This window comes from Psychrobacter faecalis (genome assembly GCF_016107575.1).
Lineage (GTDB): Bacteria > Pseudomonadota > Gammaproteobacteria > Pseudomonadales > Moraxellaceae > Psychrobacter > Psychrobacter faecalis.
Genome location: NZ_JABAST010000020.1, coordinates 22,329 through 45,374 on the forward strand (window position 1 = coordinate 22,329; position 23,046 = coordinate 45,374).

General features: G+C 42.9%; 19 protein-coding genes. 4 read left to right on the top strand and 15 right to left on the bottom strand.

What is annotated here, in order from left to right; all coding sequences use genetic code 11:
* Positions 1–95 precede the first annotated feature (95 nt).
* From JFC07_RS07840 to JFC07_RS07850, 3 genes are all read left to right on the top strand, one after another.
* A complete protein-coding gene (locus JFC07_RS07840; protein ID WP_193030583.1) occupies positions 96–1,406 on the top strand; it encodes a hemolysin family protein in 1,311 nt (436 codons plus the stop codon).
* Between the two features lie 286 nt (positions 1,407–1,692).
* Positions 1,693–2,187 carry a nuclear transport factor 2 family protein gene (locus JFC07_RS07845; RefSeq protein WP_191692031.1) on the top strand — a complete coding sequence of 165 codons (495 nt, stop codon included), beginning with the start codon at positions 1,693–1,695 and terminating at the stop codon, positions 2,185–2,187.
* Positions 2,188–2,358: 171 nt separating this feature from the next.
* A complete protein-coding gene (locus JFC07_RS07850) occupies positions 2,359–5,400 on the top strand; it encodes a LysM peptidoglycan-binding domain-containing protein (RefSeq protein WP_198328785.1) in 3,042 nt (1,013 codons plus the stop codon).
* Between the two features lie 137 nt (positions 5,401–5,537).
* Here the strand turns inward: JFC07_RS07850 and JFC07_RS07855 are convergent, their stop codons facing one another.
* Both JFC07_RS07855 and JFC07_RS07860 read right to left on the bottom strand, forming a co-directional pair.
* On the bottom strand, positions 5,538–6,761 hold the full coding sequence (locus JFC07_RS07855) for a transglycosylase SLT domain-containing protein (protein WP_198328786.1): 1,224 nt from the start codon (positions 6,759–6,761) through the stop codon (positions 5,538–5,540).
* A gap of 1,080 nt (positions 6,762–7,841) precedes the next feature.
* Positions 7,842–8,723 carry a Nif3-like dinuclear metal center hexameric protein gene (locus JFC07_RS07860; RefSeq protein ID WP_198328787.1) on the bottom strand — a complete coding sequence of 294 codons (882 nt, stop codon included), beginning with the start codon at positions 8,721–8,723 and terminating at the stop codon, positions 7,842–7,844.
* Positions 8,724–9,139: 416 nt separating this feature from the next.
* Here JFC07_RS07860 and JFC07_RS07865 point away from each other — a divergent pair, with 416 nt between their 5' ends.
* The gene (locus tag JFC07_RS07865) at positions 9,140–10,474 is read left to right on the top strand and encodes a S1C family serine protease (RefSeq protein WP_198328788.1); all 1,335 of its coding nucleotides are present in this window, start codon (positions 9,140–9,142) and stop codon (positions 10,472–10,474) included.
* 118 nt (positions 10,475–10,592) lie between these two features.
* On the opposite strand, the gene yfaE is transcribed toward JFC07_RS07865, so the two are convergent.
* The 13 genes from yfaE to rpoD all read right to left on the bottom strand — a co-directional run bounded on the left by yfaE (position 10,593) and on the right by rpoD (position 22,522).
* Positions 10,593–10,859 carry a class I ribonucleotide reductase maintenance protein YfaE gene (gene yfaE, locus JFC07_RS07870; RefSeq protein ID WP_068408173.1) on the bottom strand — a complete coding sequence of 89 codons (267 nt, stop codon included), beginning with the start codon at positions 10,857–10,859 and terminating at the stop codon, positions 10,593–10,595.
* A 146-nt stretch (positions 10,860–11,005) separates the two neighbouring features.
* Positions 11,006–12,139, bottom strand: coding sequence for a class Ia ribonucleoside-diphosphate reductase subunit beta (nrdB, locus tag JFC07_RS07875; protein ID WP_144296877.1), 1,134 nt, complete (start codon positions 12,137–12,139; stop codon positions 11,006–11,008).
* Positions 12,140–12,216: 77 nt separating this feature from the next.
* A complete protein-coding gene (locus tag JFC07_RS07880; protein WP_227678252.1) occupies positions 12,217–12,588 on the bottom strand; it encodes a hypothetical protein in 372 nt (123 codons plus the stop codon).
* Between the two features lie 22 nt (positions 12,589–12,610).
* A complete protein-coding gene (locus JFC07_RS07885) occupies positions 12,611–12,898 on the bottom strand; it encodes a type II toxin-antitoxin system RelE family toxin (protein WP_198328789.1) in 288 nt (95 codons plus the stop codon).
* Positions 12,888–13,139 (bottom strand): type II toxin-antitoxin system Phd/YefM family antitoxin, encoded by a 252-nt coding sequence (locus tag JFC07_RS07890; protein ID WP_198328790.1) that lies wholly within the window; start codon positions 13,137–13,139, stop codon positions 12,888–12,890. The genes JFC07_RS07885 and JFC07_RS07890 overlap by 11 nt, the downstream gene beginning before the upstream one ends.
* Positions 13,140–13,217: 78 nt before the next feature.
* Positions 13,218–13,343: a hypothetical protein gene (locus tag JFC07_RS13270; RefSeq protein WP_265091040.1), complete on the bottom strand. Its 126-nt coding sequence runs from the start codon at positions 13,341–13,343 to the stop codon at positions 13,218–13,220.
* Between the two features lie 280 nt (positions 13,344–13,623).
* Positions 13,624–14,598: a tetratricopeptide repeat protein gene (locus JFC07_RS07895; RefSeq protein ID WP_198328791.1), complete on the bottom strand. Its 975-nt coding sequence runs from the start codon at positions 14,596–14,598 to the stop codon at positions 13,624–13,626.
* Positions 14,599–14,783: 185 nt separating this feature from the next.
* On the bottom strand, positions 14,784–17,060 hold the full coding sequence (gene nrdA, locus JFC07_RS07900; RefSeq protein WP_198328792.1) for a class 1a ribonucleoside-diphosphate reductase subunit alpha: 2,277 nt from the start codon (positions 17,058–17,060) through the stop codon (positions 14,784–14,786).
* Between the two features lie 549 nt (positions 17,061–17,609).
* Positions 17,610–17,921, bottom strand: a complete 312-nt coding sequence (locus JFC07_RS07905) for a YbeD family protein (RefSeq protein ID WP_286797783.1) — start codon at positions 17,919–17,921, stop codon at positions 17,610–17,612.
* 221 nt (positions 17,922–18,142) lie between these two features.
* Positions 18,143–18,841, bottom strand: a complete 699-nt coding sequence (locus JFC07_RS07910) for a class I SAM-dependent DNA methyltransferase (RefSeq protein ID WP_198328794.1) — start codon at positions 18,839–18,841, stop codon at positions 18,143–18,145.
* Positions 18,842–18,927: 86 nt separating this feature from the next.
* Positions 18,928–19,575, bottom strand: coding sequence for a thiaminase II (gene tenA, locus JFC07_RS07915; protein ID WP_198328795.1), 648 nt, complete (start codon positions 19,573–19,575; stop codon positions 18,928–18,930).
* 365 nt (positions 19,576–19,940) lie between these two features.
* Positions 19,941–20,381: a hypothetical protein gene (locus tag JFC07_RS07920; protein ID WP_198328796.1), complete on the bottom strand. Its 441-nt coding sequence runs from the start codon at positions 20,379–20,381 to the stop codon at positions 19,941–19,943.
* A gap of 221 nt (positions 20,382–20,602) precedes the next feature.
* Positions 20,603–22,522: an RNA polymerase sigma factor RpoD gene (gene rpoD / locus JFC07_RS07925; protein WP_144296886.1), complete on the bottom strand. Its 1,920-nt coding sequence runs from the start codon at positions 22,520–22,522 to the stop codon at positions 20,603–20,605.
* Between the last annotated feature and the right edge of the window lie 524 nt (positions 22,523–23,046).

The following is a 23,046-nucleotide window of genomic DNA, read 5'->3' on the forward strand; positions in this document are numbered from 1 at the left end:
CGGCTATTATTTTCTATCTGCTGGCGCTTGCGCATGATATATTGTGATTTCCTTTTTCTTCTTTGTTTAGGTTACCTAACTTGTTTACCTTTTTTATGTCTGTACCTCGCTTATACCGTCCGCGCGCTTGCCGCAAAGACGCTTCTGCTGAACCTCCCCCGACGATGGGTGGCAATGGTCGCTCTTATGTGATCAGATTTAATAGTAAATCGTTTTTCGCGTTTATTCTATTGCTAACCTCTTTGCTACCACAAGCGGTTTGGGCGGCGGGCGAGGTAGCAAATCCTACTGCTAGTAGCGTTCTACTGCTTATTTTATTTGTGCTCATTGCCATTGGCATCTCGTTCATTTGTTCGCTCGCCGAGGCGGCATTATTGAGTATGACGCCGTCATATATTGCTGACTTGCAAGAAACGAACCCAAAAAAATCCAACATGCTAAAACGCCTAAAGGTCGATAATATCGATCAGTCGTTAGCAGCTATCTTAACGTTAAATACCGTGGCGCATACTTTAGGCTCGATTGGGGCGGGTGCGCAGGCGACGATTGTCTTTGGTAGTGCTTGGTTTGGACTTTTTTCGGCGTTCATGACCTTGGCTATTTTGTTTTTATCCGAAATCATGCCAAAAACCCTAGGCACTATTTATTGGCGTCAATTGGGCGGCATGGTTGCTTATTTTGTCCGCGGTATTATTTTGCTGCTCTATCCTTTGATTTGGTTCTCAGAAAAATTAACCAAACTACTGGTACGCGGTAAAGAGCCGCAAGCGTTTAGCCGCCGTGAATTCGCGGCACTCGCGAGCATTGGCGAAGAATCAGGACAAATCGATCCCTTAGAGTCACGTATTATTCGTAATCTATTGGCATTTGGGGCGATTAAAGTTGAAGATATCATGACCCCGCGTTCGGTAATGCTTGCATTTGAAGAGCATAAAACCGTCGCTGATTTATTGGTTGATCGGCCAAAACTGACCTTTTCGCGTTTGCCAATTTATGATGGCGATTTGGACAATATCACCGGTTTTGTCTTAAAAACTGACATGCTTTTGGCAAAATTTAATCATGCTGCTCATAAACCGCTGACCCAGTTTAAACGCGACATTACCTTTGTATTTTCAAAGATGAAACTGTTTGATTTATTAGAGCTGATGCTAAAAAACCGTATTCATATTGCTATCACCGTTGGTGAGTACGGCGAAGTTAAAGGCTTGGTAACTTTAGAAGATGTGTTTGAAACTTTATTAGGGCTTGAAATTGTCGATGAGATAGATCGCGTCGAAGACATGCAAGCCTTAGCTCGGCAGATGATGGACAGACGCGTTGAGCGTTTAGGCATGAAGCTCAGCGATGATGAAAGTTATGAAGACGGCCATAATGAACACAAGCATGAGAAAAATGGTCATTAAAAATTGGACTGAGCAGATAAATGCACAGCACTGTTTTGCGTGAGATTCGCAATAATCACACAGGGTGTCACATAGCTGTGAGAATTGGGTGATAGGCTAAAACTAACATAACAATGTGTCGTTAATTAACCTAAGTTTTACACACAAATAGCCTTAAAACAAAAGAATTATAAGCGCCTGATAAATTTAGGTCTTAAGTCAATGTATGACCATAATCTATCGCCATAACATTATTTGGCTTTAACGACACACGACGATAATGATAATAGTATTACTAAGGAATATCATGAAACGACTATGGGGAAAAGGGCTAATTGCTCTATTGATAAAAAGTGCTGGCGTGACAGCGGTAGTGGCCGCTGCTGGCGCTATTAGTATCAACGCGCAAGCGGCGACCATGAGCAATGCGCTGGTACAAAACTACGCCGCTGCCATGAAATCAGCTGCCAATAGCCAAAACACCAATCAAGTTGCGCGCTTGGTGTCTGATGATGCACTGATTTCGATGTCCAGAAAAGGCAAAACCACCAGCCTTGATAAAGACGCTTATCTGCAACTGCTGCAAAGAAGCTGGCGTGATACGTCAAATTATCGCTACGATATTACGGTGGATAACATTGTGATTACGGGCGACCAAGCCAAAGCCAATGTCACCACCAATGAAAGCTGGGTAAAAGACGGTCAAAAAGTTTCATTTGTCACTTCATCGCGGGTCACACTGACTTTATCTACAGGTAATGCGGTGCTTTTACGCGCGGTCTCACAAGTGACCATCAACTAAAAATTAGTCATATATCAAGTTCTGTATAATGAAGTAAGCCATCAAAAGATAGGACGGATGACTTTTTGCGCATTATCTTTACGATTAGGCTGGTTTTTGTCTGATATTGCGTACTATACTGTCGATTAACTTTATTTTATCACTTATTGTTGTTAGGAAACTTCCACTATCATGTCTACTGTGTCATCAAAATCTCGCTCCTTTATCGCTTTACCATTGACGCTGGCGGTGTCGACTTTACTTATCAGTGCTTGTAGTAATACCTCAGCGGTAAAAAAGACGGGTGCGACCGGCAGCTCAGCTGTGGTTAACAAACGTCCCGCTACTCAAGTGACTAAACCAAGCACGGGCGCTGATTATTCAACGGCTTTTTTGGATGCTGAGAGCTTAGATGAGCTGGCAGATTTATTAGAAGCGACTGATATGACGATGGTTGAAGGCAATAAACTTGCTATTCAACAATATGGTGATTTGTGGAATCGCTTGCGTGCAGGCTACCGTATGAATGGTGGACGCCCTGTTTATAATCAGCGTATTGAAGCGCAAAAAGGTTGGTTTACCAGTCGCCAAGACTATCTAAACCGTTTAACCGCCCGTGCCAGTCGCTACCTTTACCATACGGTGCGAGAAGCTGAGCGCCGTAATATTCCAACCGAACTTGCGTTATTGCCAGTGATTGAGAGCTCCTACGATCCAAGTGGTACCAGTAGTGCCGCCGCCGCAGGTTTATGGCAGTTTATTCCAAGTACTGGGCGTATCTATGGTCTAAATCAAAGTAGTACCTATGATGGTCGCCGTGATGTGATTGAATCAACGCGTGCCGCTTACGACTTTTTGACTGCGCTGCATAATCAATTTGGCAGTTGGGAGCTGGCACTAGCTGCTTATAACGCCGGTCCTGGTCGCGTACAAAAAGCCATTGATGCCAATGCGGCGCGCGGTTTGCCGACCGATTATTGGTCGCTCAGACTACCGACTGAAACCATGAACTATGTACCGCGCTTTTTGGCGGTTGCCGAAATCGTTGCCAAGCCTGAGCAATATGGCGTCTATCTGCCTGCTATTGCTAACCGTCAGCATTTCCGTAGTGTACCGGTCAATTATGGTGTAAGCCTAGCTGAAGTGTCGCAAGTGACAGGGGTCAGTTACGATGAGTTAGAAAGGCTGAATACGGCGCTGACATCAGCGCGCGTCGACGCATCAGGCCCGCAGCGTATTATCATTCCAAACGATGTCAGCTTGACGACAGATGCTAAGCTTAGCTCGTTAAGAGGTAATGGTAGTAGTAATGTCATTGCTTCTAGCAATACCAGTATTAGCACGACGCCTAGCTATTCAGGCTCAACCACACCAAGCTACAATAATAAACCATACACCAGTAGTGGCTCATTACCGACTACCGGCAGCGCCCTTGCAGAGTATGCCGCGAGCGCAAGCGTACCGCAGCAGACCACCAGTTATATTCCGCCGACGGCTTCACCGACCAGCAGCTCCGTTTATAGTAACAACAATACCGTCCGTACTGAGCCACCGCTGACGTCTGCTGAAACCAAAAAGATTAACGCTGAACTAAAGAGCAGTAACAGCTTACCGACCACATCGGCGCAAATTACGCAAAACAATACCATCATTCAAGAGCCGCCATTAAGTAAAGCGGAACGTGATTACATTGCCAATCAGATTCGTATTAGTACGCCTGAAACCAATATCGTCAATGCCGATGGTAATATCAACCTATCAGCTGTTCAGACGCAGCAGTCGATTTTAGAAGCGACTGGGCAAGAGAAGAAACTGAGCTTCCCGAAAAAATCGGCTAGCAAACCAAAACCACAAGGCACGCGTAGCACTTATACCGTCAAGCGCGGCGATACCTTGGCGAATATTGCTAGTCGTGCTGGTGTTAGCTGGCGTGATATCGCTGAATGGAATCAGATAGATGCGAGTGCCAATCTGCTAGCAGGCAGCACATTATACTTATATAACGCCAAATCTATCGAGCCATTGAGTAGTGCGAGCAATACCGCCGCAAGCCAGCCTGAAAGCTATATCGTTCAAGGCGGTGATACGCTAATCGGTACCGCCAATCGCTTTGGTTTGTCAGTGACTCAGCTAGCCACCTACAATAATCTGAGCAGTAGAGCAGACTTGCTACGTGGGCAAAAACTGTGGTTGGTACCTGGTAAAGTCACCGCGCCTGCGGCCACGCCTGCTGCGCCATCGACCAAACCTAGTAAATCCAGTACGGCTACCAAAAATTATAAAGTCAAACCGGGCGATGGTTTGATTGCGCTATCTCGTCAATTTAATGTACCGACCACCACCTTGGCAAATTTAAATAATATGGGTACGATGGACTCACTATACGTCGGTCAAATCTTAAAAGTGCCTGCCAATGTAGACTTTACTGCCGCAAATACTAGCTCTAGCAGCGCTAGCAATCCTGTGAAAACCAATAGTCCTACAAGCACAGTGGCAACGACTAACTATAAGGTTAAATCGGGTGATACTTTAATTGGTATTGCAAATAGTGTTGGTATCAGTCCTGAAGAGCTAGCAGCCGTCAACCCTAACTTTGATGCCAAAGCGCGCTTACAGCGTGGTCAGACAATCAAAGTGCCTGTCACCAAAGATTTGGTCGATCGTCAGCTTAATGACAAAGCGGTTAGCTATAAAGTAAAATCAGGCGATACGTTAACGGGCGTTGCTCAGCGTTACAATATTGGCTTAAGTGATTTGGCCGCTGCCAATAATTTAAAAACCAATTCTAATCTGATATTGGGTCGGACGATTACCATTCCTGCAAACGGTACGGTCAGTGTTGCTAGCACGTCTAACAATACTAGTAACAATAGTAAGAGCAGCACCGCAAGTACAGAAACAGCCAGTAGCACCAGCGCTGGTAAAAAACTTGGTAATACCGAAAGCTATAAAGTAAAAGCGGGCGATGGTCTGATTGCGCTAGCGCGTCAGTTTGGGATATCGGTAGAGGATTTGGCGGCGACCAATAATTTGGCGACCAACGCCCAGTTACAACGTGGGCAGACCATCAAAGTACCAAAAGCAACGGTCAGCTATACCGTGGGCTCGGGCGATAGTTTGATTGGCCTAGCACGTAAGTATGGCGTATCCACCAAAGAGCTTGCCGATATGAACAATATCGCTGTCGATACCATGCTACAACGCGGTCAACGTTTAACCGTACCGAATCGCTAATGTAGAATGTAATCGCATTTGACAAATTTTAAGCATTAAAAAAAGCTGCTCTTTTATAAGAGCAGCTTTTTTATTGGCATTACTTTGTTCAAGATTTAAGACTTTATTCAAGGTTTAGAGCCTTTAGCACGACCATATTAAACCGTTTGGGTTTTAATGGTTTCAAGATAACTTCTAATATTACTCACATAATGCATTGCCTGACCATAACGGCTGTTCGACGCTCTATTTTCCGACAAATAAGCATATATGTTTGCCCAGCTTTTATCATCGATGCCATTGGCGCTCAATTTACGCTGGATACCTTTTACAGCATTTGGACCCATATTATAAGCGGCAAGGGCAAACCAGATGCGATCAGTCTTTGGTACATCAGCGAAATCGGCTTTCATTTGCTCCAAATAACGAGCACCGCCACCAATACTTTGATACGGGTCAACGCGATCAGAGACGCCCATCGCCTTAGCGGTATTATTGGTCAGCATCATGATACCGCGCACGCCAGTCGGAGAGACGGCATTGGCATTTAAATGCGACTCTTGATAGCCCATGGCGACCAGTAGCTCCCAATCATGATTATAATTGCGCGCTTGCTCTTGAAACGATGACTGATAATCAGGCAACTTTTCTGTCAAGGTCTTTTTAAAATGGTCTTGGCTATAAGCGTCTTTTAATAAGTTCTGATTATAAAACGCCGCCAATTTTTGCGTGTGTTCAAGCTTAATACTATCACATAAAAAGTAACTGGCTTTTTGCGATAATGGATCGTTGGCAGAATTAAATGTCCAACTGACCTTAGGATGCAGCCCATTTTTAGTCAAGCTGGCATCATAGCCGCAGCTGACATTGACAGAAGCTAAATCTAACTGGCTTTTTAGCTGGGTGCTGGCGGTGGTCAAAGCTATATCGGCATCGCCTGATTTTAAAGCTCTGAGCGCTGCTTCTTCGCTAGCATAGGCTTTGAGATTGATGTTGACGCCAAGCCCATCTGCATAGCTACGCACTAAATCATAGCCAAAACCGTGCTGAAAGCCGTCGGTTGCAAAGTAGGTGCTGTCACCCGGTACAGCAGCAACCGTTAGAGTGTTTTCTAACATAACGTGCGCATAGGCAGGCACAGGCGCGTTCATCGTGGTCAAGCTCTCAGCCGGTAAAGAGAGCAGAGCGATGCTTGATACTTGTGCCAATTTCTTGGTTTTGGAAAATTTGGTTTTGGCGCAACCAGTCACTTTGATAGGTGCAACTGCTGGAACGAAGTTACTTTTGGTGTGCAGTAAGCGCTTAGATGGACGCAGTAAATAAGAAATACGGCGTTTGGCCCCTTGCGCAGATACTTTCACACGGTAAGTAATACGCTGCATGGATGTCTCCTGATTTTAGCCATCCTTCATACCATAAAAATGCTTAATCAATTTATGCGGCTTATATAGTTATAAAAAGCGTATGGCTATATAAGTGGCATAAACTGGCGTTACATTTTAGATCACATCAGCCTGATAAATAGCATAAGGTCGCTGTCATCTTGTTTACATATGGCGCTGCTAACATCAAATATATAACCGTTAGCACAACCATCTTTTTATCATTTAACGCATAGGTAGCTACTTTTTAGAAGATAAAACACGCACTTCAAACATCATTCTAAAAAAAGACGCACCACAGCGCGAAGGGTATAAATCGGATGATTCCTTCATCGCTATAAAATGAGTTAGTGATTAAAAGACTGGCTATAAAACCATATGAAACATAGGTAAGGTCATGAATAAATTATTGAGACAAATATACAGCATAAGCGCCGTACAACTGCACTTAATCGTTGCTGCGTTTATATTAATCACGAGCTACTCTTTAAATCGATTGTAGTAGAGGAGCGGGCTAATAATATGGTTTGCTCAGCGATAAAGATGAGTAATACCCCTTGTCTGCTAGCGAGTAAAAAAAACACCATCAGAGAAATTTTGCTCTAATCTTATCGCGACGCTAAAATAAAAATACTGTTTAAAACCACTGTCTCATCAGCTAAATAAGGCAAAGAGAGTATTTAAATGATCACCGTTAAAAACCTTATTAATTTATTAAAAAATAGAGCTTTAATCGATGAAAAAAATTTTAGCGCCATAACCGGAAGCTATAAAAATGGGAAGTCTCATGACAAGACATTCTTTCTTCAGGAACTAATATGCGGATATTCATTATATTATTCAAGTAGATTTAATAAATTAGCGATAAAACTTAACAATAGCACTATAAACGGTAAAAAACGCCTTTGTTTTGGCTGACCCAGTGACAAAAAGTGCTATAAGAAAAGATTGCGCCTAAGCAGCATTTTCTGTATTTGACGCAAAATATTAATATTAACGCTTAATAAACTTAGTGCTTCAACTGAGAAAAAACAATTGTAGGTAGATAAAACTGTTTGATTATCAAGCGGAGCTTAATGGTTAGGCTGGGTTATCAATGTCAATAAAAGTCACGAGCAAGCCAAATTGCTCAGCCAGTAGTTCGCCCAACGCTTGAATACCGCCGCGCTCGGTCGCATGGTGACCGCAGGCAAAGTAATCAATGCCAAGCTCACGGGCGCTATGGGTAGTGCGCTCTGATATTTCACCAGAAATATAAGCATCACAGCCCATCAATGCTGCTTGCTCAATCATATCTTGCGCGCCGCCCGTGCAGATACCCACGCGTTCAATCAATCTGCTGTCCGCTTGCGTAGGCTCAGCGTTGGTTGCGGCGTTATAGGTGGCGGGAATGTGTAATGGCACCCGACCTAAAGCAGCGGTAATCTGGGTAATAAGGTTTTGAGCGCTTTGCGGCTGGCAGCTGGCAATATTGCCAACCGGATGCGACTCATGCGGATAAAGCGCACCGATGATATTCATATCGAGTAACTCAGCAAGTTTGGCATTATTGCCAATAATAGGATGGGCATCGAGTGGCAGGTGGTAGCCAATCAAAGAAATGCCATGCTGCATCAGTTTGCGAATACGTTGACCTTTCATGCCTGTGATGGTCTCAGGCTCGCCTTTCCAAAAATAGCCATGATGCACCACGATAGCATCGGCGTTATCAGCAATCGCGGCGTCAATCAACGCCTCACAGGCGGTGACACCGGTGACAATACGACCGATAGGTCGCCCGCCATCTACTTGCAAGCCATTTGGTGCATAGTCTTTAAAGGCTGCTGCTGATAAGTAGTCGTCACAAAAATCCGTCAAAGCTTGTGTGCTAATCGTCTTATTTGGCGTTTGGCTTGAAAACTGACTTGAGAACTGATTTGAAAGCTGGTTTAAGGTTTCGGTCGAGCTATTGTGTTCGGTCATGGTCTTTCCTTATAATTGTTGCCGTTACGGACGGTTCTTGATTGTTTGTTATTTACAAATTTCAAGCGTTCAATGCAGTAAGTATTGCCGCTAAATAAGCAAAATATCTGTTTATAATTAACTTTGCTCTAAGTCGTTAGGGTGTTTAATAGCGCCATTTTAGCATGGTGCTGTAAAAGAGTAGATAACGCGGATAACTGAAACGGTACACGATACGTTACTATTTATCGATGTTGCCAGTTATAATTTGCATACCTGAATCTATAGAATCCGTAGCGCTTATATTATTCAATCTTGTCTTAGGTATTACTAGGCATCATTGCCCAACGAGAAGCGTTTGCGTATAGTTATCATTCATTCACTGTTTTTACCAAACTGTTTTCACAAAACTATTTTTAAAATAGAGAGGTTTTTATATGTCGTCTTCTCGGAATACCAATAACAATAACAAGGCCGGCGCGTTAACGTGGTTGCCTTGGGTTTTGTTGCTGATAGTGGTTGCAGCGTTTATTTGGTTGTTTACGAGTATGAAGACGGCATCAGAGCAAGCGTGGGAGCCGCCTAGAACCATGCCTGCCGAGCAGCAAGCATCAGCGCCAGTGTCCGATACACCTGCGCCGATTGCTTCTTATCATAATGGCGTTGCTCGCGCGTCACAATCTGTCGTCAATATCTATACCACGCAGACGATGGCCGAGCATCCTTATATGAACGATCCGGTATTGCGCCGATTTTTTGAGTTTCATGGTGGGCCGTCCCAAGAGCAGGGCAATACCAACTTGGGTTCTGGGGTCATTGTTTCAGAAGATGGTTATATTGTGACCAACGCTCATGTCCTTGAAAAAGCTGATGAAATTACGGTTGCCTTTAATGATGGGCGCAAGAGTCGTGCGAAATTGATTGGTACCGATCCAGACAGTGATTTGGCGGTGATTAAAGTTGATATGACTGATTTGACGCCCCTTGGTTTCCGTAAAGACCCTATTCGTGTTGGCGATGTGGCATTGGCGATTGGTAATCCATTCGGGGTTGGTCAGACGGTGACGCAAGGTATTATCTCGGCGACAGGGCGAACAGGACTTGGCGTTAATAAGTTTGAAGACTTTATCCAGACCGATGCGGCGATCAATCCGGGTAACTCAGGTGGCGCGCTGGTTGATGCTTACGGCGAGCTCATTGGTATTAATACCGCTATTTACTCGCGCTCTGGCGGTTCGATGGGTATTGGATTTGCCATTCCTACTGCCATCGTTGAGCAAGTGATGAATGCGATTATTAAAGATGGAAAGGTTAGCCGTGGTTGGCTCGGTATCGAAATCCAATCGCAGCTGCGCGACCCAACCCAGCTTGAAACTTCAACAGGTGTCGAAGTATTTAATGTCGTGCCTAAAAGTCCAGCGGCTAAGAGTGGCTTACGCATTGGCGATATTATTTTGTCAATTGACGGTATTGAGATGACCGATGCCAATACCTTAATCCAGTATGTCGCTCGTAAAGCGCCAAATACCACGCTTAACGCTCAAGTCCTGCGCCAAGGCAAAAACAAGCAAGTAAAAATCCTGCTAGAAGAGCGTCCAGCGCAAGAACCTATGGCGCGCCCTGTCGTTATTCACGATGAAACGCTAGGTGGTATGGGCGATCCTAGTCTACAAAATGATGGAGAAGAAGTGCCCATGATGTCAGAAGCGGAGCGTGACCGTATGCGCGAAGAGCTATTGCAGTTATTTGAAAGAGATGGCGCACCTTTATAAAAGTATGGTTTACACATATTACTGTGGAATTTAAAAAATAAAAAAAGCGCGCTATTTTGAAGATAGCGCGCTTTTTTATTAGCATGTTTTTTTAATCATAACTCTATGAATTTGGCAGCTACTTTTCTATTAGCTCGTGATTGATATAAATGACGCCTTGCACGCGGCAGCAACAGGGCAAGATTTCGTCTTCTTCAATCATAGCAAGTGGCTCAAACGGATAATCAATAACGTGTGAGCTGGCGATGCGCTTGATGCGGCAACTGCCACAATAGCCTTCCTTACACTGATAATTGATATCATGTCCGGTGCGTAGCAATCCATCGAGCAGACTTTCGTCATCATGCAAGTAGAATTGCTTCTTACTCGTCATTACCCAAGTCATAATTCAACCTTATCTTAATTTTCCCATCGCATGTAAAGTTGTCTTTAATGGTACTTTTTAATCATAAAATCTTACTAAAACGATAGCGGCCTAACCTTAAAATAGTAAGATTAAGCCATGACAATAATGTGTGTAAAGTTAAACGTTTAAAGTTCAAAATCGTCAAAGTCGCTATTGGATAAATCTGAATCAATTTGACCGACCAGGTACGAGCTGATTTCCGTTTCTTGCGGCGCAACTTGCACGTTATCAGACGACAACCAAGTATTAATCCATGGAATAGGGTTTGATTTTGAGTTCGGGAACGCGACTGGCAAGCCAACCGCTTCCATTCGTAAATTGGTGATATATTCGATATATTGACAAAGGATATCTTTATTTAAGCCGATCATTGAGCCGTCTTTAAACAGATAACCCGCCCATTCTTTTTCTTGCTGCGCCGCTTTGGTAAAGATTTCGATGCTTTCTGCATAGCATTCATTGGCAATCTCAACCATTTCTGGATCGTCACGACCATTACGCATCAAGTTTAGGATATGCTGCGTACCGGTTAAATGCAGCGCCTCATCACGGGCGATTAATTTAATAATCTTAGCGTTACCTTCCATCAGCTTACGCTCAGCAAAGGCAAACGAGCAGGCAAATGACACATAAAAACGAATGGCTTCTAGGACGTTAACCGCCATCAAGCATAAATACAGCTGCTTTTTCAGCGATTTTAAGCTAACGGTCACTTCTTTGCCATTGACGGTATGCGTGCCTGCGCCATACATATTGTAAAGCTGTGAGTCGTAGTACAAATCATCGTAGTACTTGGCGATATCAGAGGCGCGTTCTAAAATGTGCTCATTTTGCATAATGTCATCGAAGACCACGCCGGGATCATTGACGATATTACGAATGATATGGGTGTAGCTGCGCGAGTGAATGGTCTCAGAAAACGTCCAAGTCTCAATCCACGTCTCAAGCTCAGGAATTGACACCAGCGGCAATAGCACCACGTTTGGACTACGACCTTGGATAGAGTCGAGTAGGGTCTGATATTTTAGATTACTGATAAAGATGTGCTGCTCATGCGACGACAGGTTGCCATAATCGATACGGTCTTTTGAAACGTCGACTTCTTCTGGACGCCAAAAGAATGACAGCTGCTTTTCAATCAACTGCTCAAAGATAGGGTGTTTTTGTTGGTCATAACGCGCCACGTTGACCGGCTGACCAAAAAACATCGGCTCTGTTAGCGCATTGTTTGGCGTTTGGGAAAAAATCGAGTAAGTCATAGTTCCACCTTTATAAGTGCTACAGTTGTGAATCAAAAGTTTTAAAATACCGTCTAAAGAATACGGGCAAAACGGTGTTATAGGTTCTCTAAAGATATTTGCGTCTGTTCTTGACCATCATTCATATAGGCTTTAAATATCTCGCTAAGCTCACTATCGTCTAAGCCTTCTAGCTCATCGATAGCACTTTTACGCAGCGTACTTAACTCCACGTCTACGGCTTTCTGAACTTCTTTTTTTGTCTGCTTTTTAACGGGTTTTTTTGCTGGTCTTGGCGCGTCCATTTTCGCTACTGCGCTACTATCTAATTGCTGACGAACGTCCTCGATATCGACTTCTACTTGCACGATATGCGAGTTACCATCATTTAGGTCGGAAAATACATTAGGGATAAATAAACCACCGTCTTTGATGATTGCCGTATATTGCACGTCTATGACCTCCGTCATTTTTATTCTTTCTGTGTTTCGATTATAGCTGGCGAGTCGCAAGCGCCTCATATACTTTGTTATTTTCTCTTTTGCCTACGGCTAATACATAAACCACGACGACATCATCTTTGACGATATATACCAAACGATAGCCGATGGTGCGTAGTTTGATTTTATAGGCGTCTGTATGTCCTGAGAGTTTTGACGCAGGCACACGCGGACTTGCTAAGCGCTGCTGTAATTTTTTCTTAAACTGCTGCTGAATACTGGGCGCTAGCTTTTTCCATTCTTTTAACGCCAAAGGATGAAATTCAAGATTATAAGTCATCCAAACTTACCTTTATAGGTGTTTGGTCGTCATTCATCCGTGCGCTGACAGTTTGGCTTAATGCCATATCGTCCATCGCTTCCATCATGCGCTCATACATATCTGTGGAAACCAAGTAAGCCACCGGTTTATTATGATTTAAAATAGCAATAGACTCACCGTCTGACTGTCTAATCAGTGCCGAAGGGTTGTTTTTCAGCTCTGAGATACTGGCTGTCTGTGTCGCAAATATTGGTTGCATGATTCATTCTCCGCTAAAAATATGCTCTAAATATAGGGCTAATATTAGCACGAAAATTAGGTCTTAATTGTTATTGTGTTAAATTAAATATTTGCGGTAGCCAATCCCGCCTACCGCTTGTATCTGCTTAGCCGCTGGCGTGCAGTCTATCGTGTCTGACCGCATTCCTGTTGTCTCGATACTACGCTCAGTCACGGACTGCATCGTCATCGTCGTCAGCAGGATACCGCTATAGTCGCGGCTAAAAAGCCTTGCTGTAGCATTGATGCTCTTTCTAATTAAATCTACTAATTAAACGTGATTTGTAGGGGGCTTTTTAAGCACCGTTTGCACGGTTTATCTATATTATGAGCAAACGCCAACTATAACGCCAACTATAGAGTCGAGTGTATTTTTGCGTAGGCTGGGTTTTTAACCCAGCTTCTCAATCTCGCAAAGTTACTATTAAAGTAATAGAAAATCCTGCTTAAATTATATTGTTAGATTAATTCTCTAGACTAATATCTATGTCATTATCTTCAATAATTTTACTTATTATTACACTATTTTTATAATGCGATATAATATTTTTTGTACTAAGATCTAGCGATTTTTTTAATAGATTATTACATTCAGTCTTTCTTCCTTCATAGTATGAAACTATAGCATCATTCAAATAATAGAATATAAGTTCATTTTTTTTAGACACTAAAGTATTAGAAGCTTTTATATATGCTCTTGCTCTATCTAAATCCCCCATAACTGCTAATGCTACTGCATAGTTGGAAAGTGCATATGACCCGTCTTCGCCATTAGATATAGCAGAAGATAGTATAGATGCAGCTTCGGTTAATTCTCCTTCATGAAGAAGTGCAAAAGCAACATTGTTTTTACACGATGGTATTGAGTAAGTATAACTTCTGCCTAGTTTAGATACTAATACCGATATAAAAATAGCTAACAAAATCAAAGGTACAAAAACTTCGACTAAAGTAGAAAAATTAAAATCTTTATTTTTCTTAATAGTTTGAGTGGGACCTTCTTTACCAATGCTTTCATTACTTCTTAGACTGAAATTAACATCTGAAGTATTAGTTAATAAATAGTTAACTGAAACTATTTCTTTAGGTAGTAAATTATCTATAAATATAGTAGCTGTTTTATTATCATCTGAAATTTCAAAACTTAATTTTGCACCCTCTTTACTTTCAGGCTTAAATTCTTTGATTTCTGCGGATTCAGAGATGAATGTTGCAACAACATCTTTAGCAGGTTGATTACCAATATTCGCAAAATCTATAAAACCTATAGATAAACTGTTATCATCACCTTCAAAAGCTATTTGACTCTTAGTTTGATACGTTAATGATTCTGATTTTATAGTGTCGTTATCTTGAGTAATGTAGTATACAAGCACACCACCTGTAACGGTTACTGCAAGAGTAATAAGGGCTCCTATAATTAACTGTTTCCATTGCATTTCAGCTTCTCTTCCTTGATTTTCATATTAAATAATTTTAAGGATATGTTATAAATAGTTAATCTGTATATAATAAAAGAGCAGGTTTAACCCAAAAGCCAAACCCGCCATCCATCAGAAATTCTATTTAAAGAATTTCTCTTGCGAACCTAAAATTGACATGCAATTTTTTAACGGTTCTCACCTTAAATCTTACAAGCCCCACCAGCACAATCATCTTCCATATCCGCTTGCGCATCGTTCGCACCATCACGAGTGTTATGGTAGTACAACGTCTTCACGCCAAGCTTATACGCATTTAGCAAATCTTTAAGCAATATCTTCATCGGTACACGGCCACCTTCATAACGAACAGGATCGTAGTTGGTATTGGCAGAGATACTTTGGTCGACGAATTTTTGCATGATAGCGACCAGCTTTAGGTAACCGTCATTGTTCGGCATTTGCCATAGTAGCTCGTACTGACCTTTTAGCTTGTCAATCTCAGGTACTACTTGCTTTAAGATACCATCTTTTGACGCTTTGATAGATACCAGACCGCGTGGTGGCTCGATACCATTGGTGGCGTTGGCAATCTGGCTAGAAGTTTCAGACGGCATTAAAGCAGTTAGAGTAGAGTTGCGCAGACCGTGAGTGGTGATTTCACCTCGTAGCGTTTCCCAATCGAGATGTAGCGGCTCTTGGCAGATTTGATCCAAGTCTTTTTTATAGGTATCAATCGGTAGGATACCTTGCGAGTAAGTAGTCTCATTAAAGGCAGGGCAAGCGCCTTGCTCTTTGGCCAATTTGTTCGAGGCTTTTAAGAGGTAATACTGTAGCGCTTCAAAGGTTTGATGGGTCAGACCAAGCGCGCTGCCGTCTGAATAGCGTACGCCATTTTTCGCAAGATAATACGCATAGTTAATCACGCCAACACCTAAGGTACGGCGACGCATACTGCCATTTTCAGCGGCTTTGACCGGATAGTCTTGATAGTCGAGCAGGGCATCAAGCGCACGGACGATGAGTTCGGCTGGCTCTTCGATGTCGCTAACGTTTTCAACTTTACCTAAGTTGACTGCTGATAGCGTACAAAGGGCAATCTCGCCAGTTTCATCATTGATATTATCAAGTGGCTTTGTTGGTAGCGCGATTTCCATACATAGATTTGACTGGCGAATCGGCGCAACTGTCGGGTCAAATGGGCTATGCGTGTTGCAATGGTCGACGTTTTGGATATAGATACGACCAGTGCTGGCGCGCTCTTGCATCATCAGACTAAACAATTCCGTTGCTGGAATTTGACGGCTACGGATATTAGGGTCGTTTTCATACTTGGTATATAGTTCTTCAAAGGTGTCTTGATCTTCAAAGAAGGCATCATACAAACCCGGAACGTCGGACGGTGAAAACAGCGAGATATCTTGACCTTTAATCAAACGGGTATACATGGTTTTATTTAGCTGGACGCCGTAGTCCATATGACGGACACGGTTGTCTTCAACGCCGCGGTTGTTCTTTAGCACCAATAATGACTCAACTTCTAAATGCCATAATGGATAAAATAACGTCGCCGCACCGCCACGCACGCCGCCTTGTGAGCAGCATTTCACCGCTGTCTGAAACAGTTTGTAAAATGGAATACAGCCAGTATGCTGTGCTTCGCCGCCACGGATAGGGCTACCAAGGGCGCGGATACGACCAGCGTTGATGCCGATTCCAGCGCGCTGCGAGACATAACGGACGATGGCACTGGTGGTGGCGTTGATAGAGTCTAGGCTATCACCGCATTCGATTAGGACACACGAGCTAAACTGGCGCGATGGGGTACGTACACCCGACATGATAGGCGTTGGTAGCGAGATTTTAAATTGTGAGGTCGCATCATAAAAGCGTTTGACATAGCTTAAGCGCTCGCCCTTGTCATAATTGGCAAACAAACACATGCCAACGAGCATATATAAGAACTGCGGGCTCTCGTAAACGGTTTTGGTCACGCGGTCTTGGACAAGGTATTTGCCCGCCATTTGCTCAACGGCGGCATAAGCCAGATTCATATCGCGCCAGTGGTCGAGGTACTCTTCTAATTCATCAAATTCTGCGCGGCTATAGTCGGCTAGGATATGTTCGTCATATTTACCAGCATCGGTCAACGTTTTGACATGGTCATACAGATGCGGCGGGGTAAATTTGTTATAAGCAATTTTACGTAAATGGAAGATCGCCAAACGCGCGGCTAAATACTGATAGTCAGGTGTGCTTTCAGAAATAAGGTCGGCGGCTGACTTGATGATGGTTTCGTGAATATCACGCGTTCTGATACCGTCATAAAACTGAATATGCGACTTTAGCTCAACTTGCGATACCGACACATTATCTAAATCATGAGCTGCCCACTCGATAACCTTATGAATCTTGTCTAAATCAATGGGCTCTAAACGTCCATCACGTTTGGTTACTTTGATATTATCGATATGTGTCATGCTGACCTCGTAAGTTGATTGCTAGGTAGTTATTTATAATGTTGCTTTATAGGCTGCTGCGCGGTTAAATCTGGCAGACATGCTTTGTCACGCTATCTTTCAGACGCTATCTGTTTTAAGACAAGACATCCTGTTATGGTAGGTTTTTTTAGGCAAAACGATGCCGCAGCTCATAGTGACGGTTTAAATCACTGAGCACTACATATAGCGTATTTGTTAGCAGGTGGACACAATATAGCGGGAAAATTTTGAAAATGCTATATTGATTTTAAGGGCAAACTATGTTGATGCGAGGGTAAAGCGTGTCCAAATTTTGGCAAAGGACGATGGGATAAGGGTTAGACGCCGATAAGAAAAATAATAAAAGTTTTGTAAAAAATGGCGCGAATTTACTTTTTATTGTTGGCTAAATTTATAAAGGCCAATTGTCTAAATAGCAGTTATATTTCGGGTGGAGATTGTACCGCAGACAATAAAAAATCGCCACCCATATGAGTGACGATTCGGATGAAAAACGGGCTAGATTTTATAAAATTAGCAAAACTACCGTTAAACCACCATACGTACGGTTCTTGCATTATCAAGCGCCGCATAAAGCGTGTTCACTTGCTCAACGGTGGTTAAGTATAAATTGGCACGTACCGAATGGAAGCGTCCTGTTTTTGATGGTTTGACTTCCATAGAGGCCAAATCAAACTCAGGGAATTGGCTACCCAAGATAAGCTTCACTTCATTAAGCAAGCTTTCGTGCTCACCTTCATGACCGATGATGCTCATTGGATAGTTCATTGGGAACTCCCACAGCTCAGGGTTTTGCACATCGGTTTTTTTGCCTTTTAAGATACCGTCATTAGCGACCAATTCTGTCACTTTAACTTCTCTTTTCGACGTTGGACTAGCATTGCTGCCTTGACTTTCGGTGCTCGAGTTGTCAGTGTTTGGAGTAGTGGTGTCTTTTGGATCATCAGTCATGATGTGGTCCTTATTTTTTATTGAAATATGATAAGCGCTTTATGCACCATTTATAAGGGCGTTCGGCGTATTATTCAAGTGTCAGCCAGCGATAACGCACATTAAAACCGTTATTTTTTATAACCACAAATTGCCACGTAGTCGCCGCGATCATAGCCTTCGATGACCTCTTGTACCTTGTCGTTGGCATACATAGGATGGGTCAATAAAGTCTGCGCATATTCAAAATCAACGAAACCATTGGCTTGCATTAAGGCGATTTTTTCATCAGAGGTACGCCAGTTAGCTGACTTAACCAGCTCGATAGGATAAGGATCAGCAGGCGAGATGTGCGCAAGTAGTGGATGCTCCCACGTATCTACCGCGCTGGCAAGGTTATATAAGCTGGCAAAGCCACTTTCTTTTGGTACATCAATCAGAATAAGTTTGCCGCCCGTTTTTAGAGCGTCAAAGGCTTTTTTGATACAGGCATCTAAATCGCTGATATAGCTGACGCTGCCGTTAAACATGATGATGTCAAACTTATTGGGCTCAATCTCGCAGGTTTCGGCAGGGCTGATATCGACTTGCATACCGCGCTTTTCTGCAACTGCTGCCATGTCTTTTGACGGCTCAATACCGTATTTGATATGAATGTCACAGTCTTTTGCCAGTAGAGACTCAAACAGTCCGCTACCACAGCCGACAGACAATATCTCGCTGTCTTTATCCAAGAAATGAGCAACCAGTTTTAGTTCGCTGGTGAGCAAGTTTTGATTGTCAAAAAACCAACTGTCATACGCGCTTGCGTGTTCATCGAATGCTGCCATGATGTTTTTCCTTGTGGATCGTTATTATTGATCATTGTTTTTGATTCTAGAGGGTTTTTTTAGAACCAAGTCAGATTGTTTATAAATTAAGACAAATCTAACGCCTGCTGCCAAAAATTGACTTCCATTCGAGATGCGGTGTTAAATAAGCGTTGAAATTTGTCTGCTTGAGTAGCGCTAGCGTCTGTCAGCAGCTTATTAATATGCGCTTCATTTTGTGCAGTAATGGTTTGGAATTCATCACTGGCAAAGACATCTATCCATGGTTGATAAGGATTGCCCGCGACAAAGCCTTGTTCTTTAATACGTTTACCAATTTCCCCATAACCCATCAAGCAAGGTGCAATTGCAGCATACAGTTCAGCTAGCGAGCCTGACATTGCCGCATCTAAGATATAACGGCTGTAGGCAATGGTGGCTGGCGATTCAGGAGCGTTTTCAACTTCCTCAAGCGCGATTCCCCACTGCTGACAAAAGTCTAAATACATGCCAATTTCTAAATCAAGCATGGCGTTGATACCGGCTTGACCGACGCGCATTTGTGCCAGCGTGTCGCTCTTATATACGCTCAGCGCTATCACGCGGGTATAGTGAATTAAGTATAAATAGTCTTGCACAAGGTAATGGCGAAAGCTGTCAGGGGCGAGCGTTCCTGCTGCCAGTTGATTGACAAAATCATGTCCAATATAAGCATCCCAAGTCGGACAGTTATTGCGTAGTGTTTGGTAATCCATAGTTTTCACTTACTGTTATAAAGTGCAGTAAGAAAATGGCAGAAAAAAAGAGATAATAAGGCACAATAAATTTGCCAGTCTAGGTTAAATAGATTGGCAAAATATAAAGTAATTGTGACTTATATATCGACACGCTTGTTTCCTACGTCAGTGCTAACTGCATCAGGTTCGCGGGTAACTCTCAGCCATGATTTTGATGGTAGTTAAAGCGTCAAAATCAAAGCACCCCGACAAGGTTTTTATGACTCAAATGTTGGTCTTTATGGTTATAAGACAACCGAGCGTCCCTATGATAGGCGAGATCAGTCATCATTAGCAAGTGATGCTCAAATAACCATTAATAAAATTGTTTTACATTTAAAAAGCTATTTTTTATTAAGCTGTGCAATAGCTGTATGATAGAGCATTAGCATGGCTTTAAAACGGCGCTCATATAACCCTTCTGCATATAGCAGCTCCACACTTAAGCTATCGATAACACCTAAATAGGCGTCGGTATAAAGCGCTAGCTGCCCAGCATCAAGCTCATAAGGCTTCAGAGCCAGCTGTATTTGCTCAGTCAACACCTTTATATAGACATTAAAAGTCGCCGCGCTGGTATTAGTCAAATGCGCAGGTGCGGCATAGGCCATGCGAATTAAAAACCGTAAGGTAATTGCGCTTTTATAACGTACTTCAAACGCTTGGCAATATGCTTCACCGGGAGCAGGAAATTCACCAGTCGTCGCAAAGCATGATTCAATAAATGCACATTCTGACTCGAGCGCATCTTGTAGTAATTCTAAGTATACTGCTGCTGATAGCAATTTTTCTTGCTTGCTGTGCCTGCGCAGACAGAGGCTATAAAAAATTGATATCAGCAATAACGCAGCGTTTTTAGGATATTTTGATTAGATAAGTTAATAGCATAAGCTAATAGCTATTAAATAACCGCCATCAAATAACGGGCACAAAAAAGCTGAGACATGCTCAGCTTTTTTGATGTAATTTTAAGAAATTTTTAGACAATGAATCCTGTCTAGATAAATTAGTCATTTTCTAAGAACGAGCGCAGATGCTCAGAACGTGAAGGATGACGCAATTTACGCAAAGCTTTTGCCTCAATCTGACGGATACGCTCACGCGTGACATCAAACTGCTTACCGACTTCCTCTAACGTATGATCGGTTGGCATATCGATACCAAAGCGCATTTTAAGCACGCGTGCTTCACGCTCAGTCAGATTGCTCAAGACATCACGCGTGGCTTCTTGCAAACCAGCCGCCGTCGCATCGTCAACTGGGCTTGAAATTGTACCATCTTCGATGAAATCACCTAGGTGCGAATCTTCATCATCACCGATTGGCGTTTCCATTGAGATAGGCTCTTTGGCAATTTTGAGCACTTTGCGGACTTTGACTTCGTCCATCTCTAAGCGTTCGCCCAATTCCTCAGGTGTAGGCTCACGTCCCATTTCTTGTAGCAACTGACGAGAGACACGGTTTATCTTATTAATAGTCTCAATCATATGCACAGGAATACGAATGGTGCGCGCTTGGTCAGCGATAGAGCGGGTGATTGCCTGACGAATCCACCATGTCGCATAAGTTGAGAACTTATAACCACGACGATATTCAAATTTATCGACCGCTTTCATCAGACCGATGTTACCTTCTTGGATTAAGTCCAAGAATTGCAGACCACGGTTGGTATATTTTTTAGCGATAGAGATAACAAGACGTAAGTTAGCTTCGACCATTTCTTTTTTGGCGCGGCGTGCTTTAGCTTCACCGACAGCCATACGGCGTGCGACGTCTTTCATATCGTGGATTTTCATATCGAGCTGCTGCTCGTAGTCACGAATGCGGCGCTGCAATAAAATCACATCGTCGGCGACTTTTTCTAGCGTACCGGCAAACGCAGGCTTACCTTTAATACGTTCAATCAGCCAATCGACGTTGGTTTCATTGCTTGGGAATGTCTTACGGAACTCGTCACGCGGCATACGGCCACGGCGAATTACCAAACGCATGATTTGACGCTCATGCTTACGCACATCATCATAGACATCATGCATGATTGCCATGACTTGGTCTGACAAGCGATTATTGAGTTTGAGCATCATAAAGCGCTCAGCAAGTAGGGCGTAAGCCGCTTCAGCTTCTACGCTACCACGGCCATAATCAAGCAAGGCTTGCTTGGCTTTGATAAATAGATGTTCAATTTCTTCTAAACGCAGACGAACTTCTTCTGGGTCGATACCGCCGGTTTCTTCTTCGGCTTCTTCTTCAACCTCTTCTTCGTCTTCATCATCATCGTCAAGCGCCAATTTGGCATTGGCTTTTGCTTTGATGACAGGCGGATTTTCTTTTTCTTCTTTGATACGCTCGCGCTCTTCTTTAGCAGCATCTTTGGCTTCTTGTGCGGCGATTTTATCTTCTTCGGTTTCAGGGTCTAAAAATCCTGTGATAACGTCAGACAGTTTTTTCTCGCCATCTTGTACTTTTTCGTACTCATCAAGGACAAACTGTACCGTACCCGGCCAGTAGGCCATGGCATGTTGCACATCACGAATACCTTCTTCGATACGCTTAGCAATGGCAATCTCGCCTTCGCGGGTCAAAAGGTCAACCGTACCCATCTCGCGCATATACATACGTACAGGGTCAGTGGTGCGTCCCGGTTCGGTCTCAACCGAAGCCAATACTGCTGCGGCCTCATCGGCTGCCATGTCATCATCGCTTGAATCATCGTTCATCAAGATGTCATCGGCGTCGGGCGCAGATTCAAAAATTTTAATGCCAACGTCCGTTAGCATTTGCACGATATCTTCAATCTGATCACTTTCAGTAATAGAGTCGGGCAGTTGGTCATTCACCTCGGCATAGGTCAAATACCCTTGCTCTTTACCCATTTGGATTAAGGTGGCCAGTTGAGATGTGGACTTAGAAACTGACTTATCGTTCATAAATACTCGCTTGCTTGTATCGGACATTTTTATATTGTGACTCGCTAACGCTTACGGGGTGCGTTGATATAATCAATCGATTCATCAAAATATGGCGTAAAGGTTGTCAATAATAACAAAAATGAGTGGATATGAATAAAGGCTCAAAATACGACAATTACAATACTAAAAAACCGCTAAAAACTGTTCCTGCATAAATACGTCAAAACACGCTTACCTAAAAAATACCGTTACTTAAACTTGCTTAAAATGGCGGTTTAAAATCTAAAAGCATTTAAAATGAATAGTCTAAAAAACGCTTTAAAAGTTGTTCGCTAAAATTGCGCTTGCACCAAAAATGCTACTCAATAATATGGGCGTATTGTCATCTATTAAATCGGGCTAGAAATATACAGCGACACAGTTTAACACAGACCAGGCTCATCAAGCACAAGCTAGTGAATCTCGCAGGCATTTATTATCTGTATTGATGATTATTTCTTAGCCATGACATTTTTATCATTTTTTAACCAGCGCTTGCTTTG